Origin of the sequence: Pseudomonas sp. FSL W7-0098 (assembly GCF_005930585.1) — a bacterium.
Taxonomy (GTDB): domain Bacteria; phylum Pseudomonadota; class Gammaproteobacteria; order Pseudomonadales; family Pseudomonadaceae; genus Aquipseudomonas; species Aquipseudomonas bubulae.
In genome coordinates, this window is record NZ_RXHW01000008.1 from 1 (window position 1) to 11,433 (window position 11,433).

At 57.6% G+C, this 11,433-nt stretch carries 12 protein-coding genes and 2 tRNA genes; 3 read left to right on the forward strand and 11 right to left on the reverse strand.

Translation table 11 applies throughout. The annotated features are described in order from the left end of the window. Position 1: 1 nt before the first annotated feature. The 5 genes from FHL07_RS15615 to rluD all read right to left on the reverse strand — a co-directional run bounded on the left by FHL07_RS15615 (position 2) and on the right by rluD (position 5,022). Positions 2–77: transfer RNA gene (locus FHL07_RS15615), tRNA-Asn, on the reverse strand. A 119-nt stretch (positions 78–196) separates the two neighbouring features. Then, positions 197–273 (reverse strand) — tRNA-Pro (locus FHL07_RS15620). A 367-nt stretch (positions 274–640) separates the two neighbouring features. After that, complete coding sequence (gene clpB / locus FHL07_RS15625; protein WP_094999335.1) at positions 641–3,208, reverse strand: ATP-dependent chaperone ClpB; 2,568 nt, start codon at positions 3,206–3,208, stop codon at positions 641–643. A gap of 120 nt (positions 3,209–3,328) precedes the next feature. Next, on the reverse strand, positions 3,329–4,063 hold the full coding sequence (gene pgeF, locus FHL07_RS15630) for a peptidoglycan editing factor PgeF (protein ID WP_094999336.1): 735 nt from the start codon (positions 4,061–4,063) through the stop codon (positions 3,329–3,331). Further along, a complete protein-coding gene (gene rluD, locus FHL07_RS15635; RefSeq protein ID WP_094999964.1) occupies positions 4,060–5,022 on the reverse strand; it encodes a 23S rRNA pseudouridine(1911/1915/1917) synthase RluD in 963 nt (320 codons plus the stop codon). Before rluD ends, pgeF begins: the two co-directional genes overlap by 4 nt. A 148-nt stretch (positions 5,023–5,170) precedes the next feature. Between rluD and FHL07_RS15640 the strand changes: the two genes are divergently transcribed. Together FHL07_RS15640 and FHL07_RS15645 are read left to right on the forward strand one after the other, a co-directional pair. Continuing rightward, the gene (locus FHL07_RS15640) at positions 5,171–6,184 is read left to right on the forward strand and encodes an outer membrane protein assembly factor BamD (RefSeq protein WP_138738672.1); all 1,014 of its coding nucleotides are present in this window, start codon (positions 5,171–5,173) and stop codon (positions 6,182–6,184) included. 118 nt (positions 6,185–6,302) lie between these two features. Continuing rightward, the gene (locus FHL07_RS15645) at positions 6,303–6,533 is read left to right on the forward strand and encodes a PP0621 family protein (RefSeq protein ID WP_094999338.1); all 231 of its coding nucleotides are present in this window, start codon (positions 6,303–6,305) and stop codon (positions 6,531–6,533) included. A 154-nt stretch (positions 6,534–6,687) separates the two neighbouring features. Here FHL07_RS15645 and thiO read toward each other — a convergent pair whose 3' ends face one another. The 5 genes from thiO to pilV are packed head-to-tail and all read right to left on the reverse strand — an operon-like array spanning position 6,688 to position 9,709. Continuing rightward, the gene (gene thiO / locus FHL07_RS15650) at positions 6,688–7,788 is read right to left on the reverse strand and encodes a glycine oxidase ThiO (protein WP_138738673.1); all 1,101 of its coding nucleotides are present in this window, start codon (positions 7,786–7,788) and stop codon (positions 6,688–6,690) included. A gap of 33 nt (positions 7,789–7,821) precedes the next feature. Then, the gene (locus tag FHL07_RS15655; RefSeq protein ID WP_138738674.1) at positions 7,822–8,223 is read right to left on the reverse strand and encodes a type IV pilin protein; all 402 of its coding nucleotides are present in this window, start codon (positions 8,221–8,223) and stop codon (positions 7,822–7,824) included. A gap of 10 nt (positions 8,224–8,233) precedes the next feature. Then, positions 8,234–8,776 carry a pilus assembly PilX family protein gene (locus FHL07_RS15660; RefSeq protein WP_138738675.1) on the reverse strand — a complete coding sequence of 181 codons (543 nt, stop codon included), beginning with the start codon at positions 8,774–8,776 and terminating at the stop codon, positions 8,234–8,236. Positions 8,777–8,786: 10 nt separating this feature from the next. After that, positions 8,787–9,470 carry a PilW family protein gene (locus FHL07_RS15665; protein ID WP_094999342.1) on the reverse strand — a complete coding sequence of 228 codons (684 nt, stop codon included), beginning with the start codon at positions 9,468–9,470 and terminating at the stop codon, positions 8,787–8,789. Beyond that, entirely contained in the window at positions 9,467–9,709 is a 243-nt protein-coding gene (pilV, locus tag FHL07_RS15670; protein ID WP_094999343.1) for a type IV pilus modification protein PilV, read from the reverse strand. Before pilV ends, FHL07_RS15665 begins: the two co-directional genes overlap by 4 nt. Before the next feature lie 234 nt (positions 9,710–9,943). Between pilV and FHL07_RS15675 the strand changes: the two genes are divergently transcribed. Further along, positions 9,944–10,465 (forward strand): GspH/FimT family pseudopilin, encoded by a 522-nt coding sequence (locus FHL07_RS15675; RefSeq protein ID WP_238705557.1) that lies wholly within the window; start codon positions 9,944–9,946, stop codon positions 10,463–10,465. Here the strand turns inward: FHL07_RS15675 and ispH are convergent. Next, positions 10,462–11,409, reverse strand: a complete 948-nt coding sequence (gene ispH, locus FHL07_RS15680; protein ID WP_094999344.1) for a 4-hydroxy-3-methylbut-2-enyl diphosphate reductase — start codon at positions 11,407–11,409, stop codon at positions 10,462–10,464. The two genes, FHL07_RS15675 and ispH, sit on opposite strands and share 4 nt — an antisense overlap. Positions 11,410–11,433 lie beyond the last annotated feature (24 nt).

Here is an 11,433-nt window from a genome sequence, read left to right on the forward strand (position 1 = left end):
CTGGCTCCACGACCTGGACTCGAACCAGGGACCCAATGATTAACAGTCATTTGCTCTACCAACTGAGCTATCGCGGAACTGCATATTTCAACTTTTACAACAATAAAAAAGCGTCCGTAAGGACGCTCTTTTATGGCCTCTGATGCAACTGGCATCAGCGCCTTATTTTCTATACCCATTACTGCCGGGCAGAAAATGGTCGGGGTAAGGGGATTCGAACTCCTGACATCCTGCTCCCAAAGCAGGCGCGCTACCGGACTGCGCTATACCCCGGTAAAAAACCAGGGACCCAATGATTAACAGTCATTTGCTCTACCAACTGAGCTATCGCGGAACTACATATTTCAATTTGTAACGTTGCTGCCTTACTGCTTAGCAACACTCTTCGAGTTCTTCGCATCGCTGCGTTGGCGTCTCTGAGGTCGGCTATTCTACAAGCTTTAAAAGCCTTGTCAACCCTTATTTTTCGTTAGAAGACAATTACTTAGCTCTTCCAGCGGGCTTCTCGGTTTGGGCCAAGTCGCTATTACGGGTTGCTTGCTGCGGGGCGCATATTACAAGCGTTTTCCTTACAGATCAACACCCTAGAAAAAAAAGGCCTCGCAAAGCGAGGCCTCTCTTAAAACACCGCTTTCAAACCTTATGCGAAGACGATTTCGTCGTCCTTCACGCTGGCTGTCACGGTGGTGCCAGGCAAGAACTGACCGGACAAGATCAGTTGTGCCAGCGGGTTCTCGATCCAGCGCTGGATCGCACGTTTCAGAGGGCGTGCGCCATAAACCGGGTCGTAACCAACCGCAATCAGCTTGTCCAGAGCATCCTGGTTCAGCTCAAGGCTCAAGTCACGCTCAGCCAGACGACTGCGCAGACGACCCAACTGGATTTCGGCGATGCCAGCAATCTGATCACGGGCCAGAGGCTCGAAGATCACCACTTCGTCGATCCGGTTCACGAACTCCGGACGGAAGTGGGTGCTGACCGCATCCATCACCGCTGCACGCTGTGCCTCGCGATCGCCCACCAGCTCCTGGATCTGTGCAGAGCCCAGGTTGGAGGTCATCACGATCACCGTGTTGCGGAAGTCCACGGTACGGCCGTGGCTGTCAGTCAGGCGACCGTCTTCCAGCACTTGCAGCAACACGTTGAACACGTCCGGGTGAGCTTTCTCGACTTCATCCAGCAGGATCACCGAGTAAGGCTTGCGCCGTACCGCTTCGGTCAGATAACCGCCTTCTTCGTAGCCCACATAGCCTGGTGGTGCACCGATCAGTCGAGCCACGGAATGTTTCTCCATGAACTCGGACATATCGATCCGCACCATCGCCTCTTCAGTATCAAAGAGGAACTCGGCCAGCGCCTTGCACAACTCGGTTTTACCCACACCAGTCGGGCCGAGGAACATGAACGAGCCGCTAGGACGGTTCGGGTCACTCAGGCCGGCACGGGAACGCCGCACGGCGTTGGACACAGCCACTACGGCCTCGTCCTGGCCAATCACGCGCTCATGCAACAGGCTTTCCATTTTCATCAGCTTGTCGCGTTCGCCTTCGAGCATCTTGGAGACCGGGATACCCGTCCACTTCGATACCACTTCCGCGATTTCCTCTTCAGTCACTTTGCTGCGCAACAACTGGTTTTCAGTTTTGCCGCTGTGCTCGTCGACCATCTGCAGGCTGCGTTCCAGATCAGGGATGATCCCGTACTGCAACTCGGCCATGCGGTTGAGGTTGCCGCTGCGGCGGGCCACTTCAAGCTCCTGGCGCGCCTGCTCGATTTTCTGCTGGATCTGGGCAGAGCCCTGCACTTCGGCTTTTTCCGAGGTCCAGATCTCTTCGAGGTCCGAATATTCGCGCTCGTGACGCTCGATTTCTTCCTGCAATTTCTCGAGGCGTTTTTTCGCGGCCTCGTCTTCTTCTTTCTTCAACGCCTGGGCTTCAACCTTCAGTTGAATCAAGCGACGTTCAAGACGGTCCAGTACCTCAGGCTTGGAGTCGATCTCCATGCGGATACGGCTGGCAGCCTCGTCCATCAGGTCAATCGCCTTGTCCGGCAACTGCCGGTCGGTGATGTAACGATGGCTGAGTTTGACCGCAGCAATGATCGCACCGTCGGTAATCGCTACCTTGTGGTGAACCTCATAACGCTCTTTAAGGCCACGCAGGATCGCAATGGTGTCTTCTTCGCTCGGCTCGTCCACCAGTACTTTCTGGAAGCGACGCTCAAGTGCTGCGTCCTTCTCGATGTATTGGCGGTACTCGTTGAGCGTGGTCGCACCCACGCAGTGCAACTCACCGCGAGCCAATGCAGGCTTGAGCATATTGCCCGCATCCATGGCACCCTCGCCTTTACCGGCGCCAACCATGACATGCAATTCGTCGATAAACAGGATGACTTGCCCTTCCTGCTTCGACAGCTCGTTAAGCACTGCTTTCAGGCGCTCCTCGAACTCACCGCGGAACTTGGCACCGGCAATCAGCGCACCGATGTCCAGGGACAGCAGACGTTTGCCCTTGAGGCCGTCAGGCACTTCGCCATTGATGATCCGTTGTGCCAGACCTTCGGCAATCGCGGTTTTACCCACGCCAGGCTCACCGATCAGTACCGGGTTGTTCTTGGTACGGCGCTGCAGGACCTGAATGGTGCGACGAATTTCATCGTCACGACCGATCACCGGGTCGAGCTTGCCCTCTTCGGCGCGCTTGGTCAGGTCAATGGTGTACTTGTCCAGCGCCTGGCGTGACTCTTCAACGTTCGGGTCATTGACCGCTTCGCCGCCACGCAGGTTGTTGATGGCATTTTCCAGGGCTTTCTTGCTCACGCCCTGACCCAGCAACAACTTGCCCAGCTTGCTGTTGTCGTCCATCGCCGCCAGCAATACAACTTCGCTGGTGATGTACTGGTCGCCTTTTTGCTGCGCCAGACGATCCGCCTGGTTCAACAGACGTGCCAAATCCTGCGACATGTTTACGTCGCCAGTCGGATTCTGAATTTTTGGCAGCTGATCGAGCTCTTTGGTCAGCTCTTTACGCAGGCTGTTTACATCGAAACCGACTTGCATCAGCAACGGCTTGATCGAACCGCCCTGCTGTTCCAGCAATGCCTGCATCAAGTGCGCAGGCTCGATGGCCGGATGATCGAGGCCAACGGCCAATGACTGAGCATCGGACAACGCCAATTGCAACTTGCTGGTTAATCTATCTATACGCATTCGTCACCTTCCTTATGAGCAGGCCGGAGGGATGGAAACTCCTGAATGAAGAAACCTGCCAGATACCATAGTAGATGCGGGCGATTACGAGAGTTTCAAGCGTTTGGAAAATGACGCAGATCAGCTGGACGGTCTTTCGATCCAAACCAGTGATGCGAAGCGGCCAGTATTGGGACTGCGCCGATAGGAGAAGAAACGCGGGTCGGTCACGGTGCAAAAACCCCCGCCGTACACAGCCGTGATACCGAAGCGGGCCAGACGCAAACGCGCCAGCTCATAGATATCGGCCATAAAACGCCCGGCATTGATGCTGGGCACAAAGGCGGCTTCGGCCTGGGGCATGTCTTTTACAAAGACCTCCCGCACCTCGGCCCCGACCTCAAATGCCTTGGGGCCAATGGCCGGCCCTAGCCACACAAGCAGCTCCTGTGGCGCAACATTGAGGCTTAGTGCGGCGGCTTCAAGCACCCCGGCCGCCAGCCCGCGCCAACCGGCATGGGCTGCCGCAACACGAGTGCCAGCACGATCGCAGAACAATGCAGGCAAGCAATCCGCCGTCATTGCCGTACAGGCAATACCGGGGGTGGCCGTCCAGCTGGCATCGGCCTCAACAATCAGTTCGGGATTGGCAGGTGCGACCACAACCCCGTGAACCTGGCTAAGCCAGGCGGGCTGTACGTCAAAAATATGGGTAAGGCGATGGCGGTTATGCGCAACGGCAACAGGGTCGTCGCCTACATGGTCGCCCAGGTTGAAGCTGTCGAACGGCGCCACACTGACGCCGCCCGCACGGGTGGTCACACAGGCCCGGATGCCTGCCGGCGCTGGCCAGTCAGGAATCAGGAAGGTGTTCACCCGATAAATGCCTCACGGTCTTGCTTGAGCAACGTCAACAGCCAGACAAAGTCGTCAGGCAGTGCTGATTCCCAGCTCATGCGCTTACCGGTCGTCGGATGATCCAGCTCGAGGAAACGGGCATGGAGCGCCTGACGCGGGAAGTTTTTCAGGGACTCGACCATCGTCACGCTGGCAGACGGCGGAATACGGAAGCGACCGCCGTAGGCAGGGTCTCCGACCAACGGGAAGTTGATATGAGACATATGCACACGAATCTGGTGCGTACGACCGGTTTCCAGCTTTACCCGCACATGGGTGTGGGAACGGAAACGCTCAAGCACACGGTAATGACTGACCGCCTGCTTGCCGCCTTCCATTACCGCCATGCGCTGGCGCTGTTGGCCGTGACGGCCGATAGGCGCGTCGATCTTGCCCCCGGCGGTCACGACACCGATAACGATGCACTCATAGATACGACTGACACTGCGGCTCTGCAACTGTGTAACCAGTTGTGTCTGCGCCTGAATGGTCTTGGCGACCACCATCAGACCGGTGGTGTCCTTGTCCAGGCGATGCACGATCCCCGCACGCGGCACATTGATAATGTCCGGTACGTGGTGCAGCAAGGCATTGAGCAAAGTACCACTGGCATGCCCTGCAGCCGGGTGCACCACAAGGCCCGCAGGCTTGTTGATGACCAGGATGTCATCGTCTTCGTAGACGATATCCAGGGGGATGTCTTCAGCGATCCACTCACCCTGGGCTTCCTGCTCTGCAGTCAGCTCCAGGATGGCACCGCCGTGTACGATGTCACGGGGGCGTATGACGGCTCCGTCCACAGTAAGGCGGCCGTCTTTGATCCAGGCGGAAAGGCGCGAGCGCGAGTGCTCAGCGAATAATTGTGCGGCGACTTGATCGAGGCGTTGGCCACCCAGTTCGGACGGCACCTCTTCGCGAAGTTGAATTTTCTCGGACATGCTCATCAGGACCGCGCCAAGCCTTTGGTTTCGGCTGCGCGCTTGTGGTTAAATACGGCGTCTTTTGCCCCGAGGCTTTTCACGGGGCACTCATCATAACAGGACGGACCCGCCCAAGACAGCGGCCGTCATAGGGACGCAAGCCGCCATGCAAGTGAGACACCTGCTGCTGATCGCCATCCTCGCACTGACCGCCGCTTGCTCGTCGACTAAAGAAGTCGTTGACGAAAACCTCAGCGAAGTGGAGCTGTACCAGCAGGCACAGGCCGACCTGGACAACCACAGCTATACCAGTGCTACCGCCAAACTCAAGGCCCTTGAGTCACGCTACCCGTTCGGTCGCTACGCCGACCAAGCCCAGCTTGAACTTATTTACGCCTACTACAAGAACTCCGAGCCCGAAGCGGCCAAGTCGGCTGCCGAACGGTTTATCCGCCTGCATCCACAGCATCCGAACGTTGACTACGCCTACTACCTCAAGGGCCTGACCTCCTTTGACCAGGACGTTGGCCTGCTGGCGCGCTTCCTGCCGCTGGACATGAGCAAGCGTGACCCGGGCGCTGCACGCGACTCCTACAACGAGTTCGCCCAGCTCACCAGCCGCTTCCCCAACAGCCGCTACGCACCCGACGCCAAGCAGCGCATGATCTACCTGCGCAACCTGTTGGCAGCGTATGAAATCCACGTAGCCGATTACTACCTGACTCGTCAGGCTTATGTAGCCGCTGCCAACCGTGGCCGCTATGTGGTCGAAAACTTCCAGGAAACTCCTTCGGTCGGCGACGGCCTGGCGGTAATGGTTGAGTCCTACCAGCGCATGCATCTCGACCAGTTGGCCAACACCAGCCTTGAAGTGCTCAAGACCAACTACCCGGACCACCCGAGCCTGGTAGACGGCCAGTTTGTCCCGCAGGTTTCCGAGTCGGACAACCGTTCATGGCTGAGCAAGGCCACATTGGGCCTGATCGCATCCAGCACACCGCTGCCACCGGGTGAAACCCGTGCAAACATGGATATCCAGAAGCAGTACCAGGATGCCAAGGATGCAATCCCGGCAGAACTGAAGCCAAAGGATGCCGATGGCGACATCATCGAAGAACCGCAAGCTGAAGGTAAAAGCCGCTCCTGGTTCAGCTACATGACCCTGGGCCTGTTCGACTGATCGTTCAGCACATAAAAAAAGAGCTCTTCGGAGCTCTTTTTTTATGTTTGATTTACCGCTGTGCGCCTGCCAGGTCCTTGGCTAAACTGGTGCATCTTTTCTCGAATAGCGAATTACCATGCTTCGTTTACTGATCTGGGCAGCGCTGATTGCTGCAGGCGTTTGGCTGTGGCGCAAATACAAGACCGGTATGGCCGCGACCAAAAAACCGGTCGACCCGAGCGCTCAGCCAATGGTGCGCTGCGCCCACTGTGGCGTACACCTGCCCCGTGACCGCGCCCTGAGCCAGCAACAAGAGTGGTATTGCACCCAGCAGCATCTGGAGCAAGGGCCAAAACCAAGGGGTTAAGCCACCTGTGATCGCTGCCGCAGGCTACGACAGGAAAACGGCAACTGTGGGAGCGAGCCTGCTCGCGAAGGTCGTTCGCGAGCAGGCTCGCTCCCACAATAGGGCTTGATCTACAACAGAGTATCGACAGAAATCCCTCTGTGTTTGTAGCCGCTTAAATCCGCCCCTCTGGCGCATAAGGCGTCGGGTCGATAATCGGCTCACGCCCCAGCAGCAAGTCCGCGAATAATTGGCAGGACGCCGGTGCCAATACCAGACCGTTGCGATAGTGCCCGCAGTTGAGCCACAGACCATCAAAACCTGACACCCGCCCAATATACGGAATGCCCTCGGGCGAACCTGGCCGCAGCCCAGCCCAGTGCCCCACCACTTCAGCATCGGCCAGGGCCGGGATCAATTCGACTGCCGAGGCCTTGAGGCTCTCAAGGGCCGTAAAGGTCGGGGTTTTATCAAAGCCTTCATGCTCCAGCGTGCTACCGATCAGGATATGACCGTCGCGGCGGGGAATGGCATAACGCCATTTTGCCAGCACCATGCACGACAAAAAGTCAGATGCGCATTTGTACAGGATCATCTGCCCCTTGACCGGCTCCACAGGCAACTCCAGCCCCAGCCCGCTCAACAACTCACCGCTCCAGGCCCCGGCCGACAACACCACCTCGTCGCCGCGAATCTCACCCCGGGCCGTATTGACCCCGCAAACTCTTTCGCCTTCGCGAACAAAGCCGAGCACCTCGCACTGCTCATGCACAGTGACATTCGGCATCGCCTGCAGTGCAGCCTTCAGCGATTTCACCAACCGCGGATTCCGCACATTGGCCACATTAGCCATATAAATTGCGTGTGCATAACCACCGCCCAGCACGGGCACGGCATCATGGACTGCCGACATATCGACCGCCCCCAGAGGTCGCCCTTCGCGCCCGGCCCACTCCAGCGCCTGAGCCTCATCGTCCAGGTCCAGCCAGTACAGCCCGGTGGTGTGTACTTCAGGATCAATACCCGTCGAAGCAAACAGACGCTCGGCCAATTGCGGATAAAAGTCCTGAGACCAGTGCGCCAGGGCCGTTACAGCACAGTTATAGCGCCACGGATAAAGCGGCGAAACAATACCGCCGCCGGCCCAGGAGGACTCCTGGCCCGCCCCGCCACGCTCCAGCACAATCACCTGCTCTACATCAGCCGCCAGATTAAACGCAGTCAGCAGGCCTATGACACCGCCCCCGACAATCACCACCCGTTGCTGCCTAGCCATCTGTTAATCCAGCCCGTCATTCAAAATCAATCGTTAGCGCCCCCAACACTGCTGCAGTGTCAGGCCAGGGGCGGCCTGGGTTATCGTTGCCACACCGGTGTGAGCCAGCGTAAAGCTCCCGCACGAATCCCCCGCCATTGCCGAACCTTGTTTGGGCGTCGCCTTCAGCCAGTAGCCGTGGTCGACGAGATCGGCACTGATGTCGTAGTGCTGATTGCCTGAACTAAGGTCTTTCATACCGCTATATACCGCGTTCTTTGTGTAAAAGCGCTCAAGACTTTGGGCTTGCTCCGTCAACAGGACAACAACTTGAGAGCGGTAAGCCCGCTTTACATAATCGCCGTACAACGGATAAACGAATGCGCCAAGGATACCGGTGATAACCACGACGATCATCAGTTCGATCAGGGTAAAACCTGCTACATACCTGTACATTTCGTGCGTCCTATTGCAGCTGTCGCCACATGACCCGGTGAAAACCCCTGGCAACACGCTCTTGCGAAGCGTTATCCGGCCCTTGATAACGCGCATAAATACTCTCCAGTACGGTGCGCGACTGCCCGTGCCAGCCAATACCGGTAACTCGATACAAACGGGTAGTGGTGGTCACTGGCAAATGGGCTGGCGTAATGCTTGGCCCAAGGTTCTGAACACCATACAGCCCGTTCGCAACGCTTATCCAACGTACCCCGGAGGCCGGATCGATGCCTGGCACACCCTGAGTACGCACCTCTGGGGGCGGGTTACAGCTTGCTGGCGAAGTGCAAGGCATTACCCTGCCCCATTGGATCTGAAGCCAGGCCTCCCCGCTGCCAAGCGCCGCTTCTGCGGCCTGAAATGAGTGGTTGGCATGTTGAACGCCTGCAGACATCTTTTCCTGAAGGGTCGCACTGATCAATGCAGCCATCCCGATCAGGCTCAGCAACAGCATGAAAACCAGGCTGACCAGCAGTGCCATGCCGCGCTGACAAATCAATGGCAAAGGCATGATGCGCGCCCTAAGCCAGCCGGTTACGCAAAGCGACTTCCAACTGATAGACCTGGTCCTTGACCCGCCCGGCGCGGTCTCGCAATGTCAGGCCGATACGGATGCTGCGCAGACTGGAACCTTTGACCAGACGACTCTCATAACGCAGCACGGAGTGCGAACCTGCCGTCCCGGCCACGCCAAAACTCACGTCAAAGGCAGCCACATTATCGAGCAGGACCGCTTTATTGGGCCCGATCTTTAACTGCCCGTGCTCATGACGGTAAAACAATTCACGCACGGGAAATGCCGTTTCACCGGGAGCCAAAAACGACCTTGCCCCGGGATAGGCCCGGGCGAAACTTGTGCAGTCCGAGACCACAGTCCAGTCAGGCTTGGCAGCCTGAAGCGCCACGTCCGAACTGATCATGCGCAACACTCCCCTCTGCCAGGAGACCGGTGTTTTAAAAACAGAGGGCGCATCAACAATACGATCGACTGACAGGCAGCCAAACATGCCCGCCATGCGAATCTCCCGAGCCAGTTTACTCAGCACATAACGCGCATCCTCCTGCAGCCTTGCCGACGACCGCTGGCTTAAGTAAGCCTCGCGGCTGCTTGAGAAAATCTGCGTCATGCCCAGCACTACCAGCATTCCCAGCGCCAGAGCCACCATCAGCTCGATCAGGCCAAAACCTGAACGGGGATTGCTCATGATGACCCGGCCCCGGCATGACCGCTCGACAAGGGGTGGACGACCTCCGCGCGCATCTGATCCAGCCTGCTGTAGGCAATAAAACTGTCCTGGGTGCTTATCAGCGCGCTTGCCGTATGTTTCAAGGCATTGAGTTGCATAGCAGCAGAGCCCATCAGGCTGATAAACAGAATCAACAGCGCGATAAGCACTTCGATCAAGCTCATCCCGTCTTGTCGACTTTTAACTAATCGAGGCATCCGAATCGTCCATATCAGAGGGTTCGACGGCACGCCCTGTGCCGCCCAGACAAAAGCCTAGCCTCCCCCGCTGCTCTGCACGGCAGGACGAAGCCAAGCAAACCAGCCGGATTTTTCGCCTGACTTCGTAAGCTGTTAACGGTGAGAAAACATGATGAAACCATTGCCGTGAACCTGTAGTGCCAGAGTTCGCTATACAGAGAAAACACACTTGAACCGTCCAGGGAGGACGCTATGCATCAACGTGGCATGAGTCTGATCCAGCTGCTACTGACGCTGACGATCGTGGCGCTTACGGCCCGTTTTGCCAGCCCGGCCTATAGCGCCCTTGTCGAGCATCATCAGCGCCAGATCACTGCCGAACAACTGGCCAGCAGCCTGCGCAATGCACGCGCACAAGCACTGCTACGCCAACAATTTGTGGTGGTTTATCCGTACGAAGAAGATTGGAGCCGAGGCTGGAGGACGATTCTGGACTTGAGCGGCCAAGGCCATCTGGACAAGGGCAACCCGGTGCTGGTCGAGTCACAGGGCAGTGGGCGCATACCCATTGCGGGCAATACACCGGTTAAACGGTATGTGCGCTTCAACCCGCTGGGCGAGCCACAACTGGTTGGAGGCGCCTTTCAAGCCGGGACACTGCATGTTTGTCAGGCAAGGACTGCACAGAGCCACTATCAAGTGGTGCTGGCCAAGAGCGGGCGCATCAGCCTGCGCAGCGATAAAACTGCACAGGCCTTATGCAGGCACGCTTAGGTAATGGCGCGAACGCGCAACTCTTTGGGCATGGAGAACGTAACATTCTCTTCACGGCCGGCCAGCTCGTCGGCACCGGTTGCGCCCCAGGCATGCAGCTGTTGAATCACGCCACGTACCAGTACCTCTGGGGCCGATGCACCGGCGGTGATACCGATGCTGTTTACGCCGTCGAACCAGCTTTTTTGCAGGTCTTCAGCACCGTCGATCAGGTAGGCGGGGGTCTGCATACGCTCCGCCAGTTCGCGCAGGCGGTTGGAGTTGGAGCTGTTCGGGCTGCCAACTACCAACACGACATCGCACTCATCAGCCAGTTGCTTGACCGCATCCTGACGGTTTTGCGTGGCATAGCAGATATCGTCCTTGCGCGGTCCGCCAATGGCCGGGAAGCGCGAACGCAGGGCGTCGATCACACGACTGGTGTCGTCCATCGACAAGGTTGTCTGGGTTACAAAGGCCAGTTTTTCCGGGTCTTTGACCTGCAGGTTCGCAACATCCTTTTCATCTTCGACCAGGTAGATCGCGCCACCATTACTGGCGTCGTACTGGCCCATGGTGCCTTCGACTTCCGGGTGACCGGCATGGCCAATCAAAATGCACTCACGGCCATCACGGCTATAGCGCGCGACCTCGATATGCACCTTGGTCACCAGCGGACAGGTCGCGTCGAACACCTTGAGACCACGCCCGGCAGCCTCTGTACGCACGGCCTGGGAAACGCCGTGGGCACTGAATATCACAATGACGTCGTCCGGCACCTGATCCAGCTCTTCGACGAAAATAGCGCCACGGGAACGCAGGTCTTCAACGACAAATTTGTTGTGCACCACTTCGTGGCGAACATAGATAGGCGGACCGAAAACTTCCAGAGCACGATTGACGATTTCAATCGCACGGTCCACCCCGGCGCAGAAGCCACGGGGGTTGGCGAGTTTGATATGCATGCTGGGCCTCGTGGGACGCGCAGA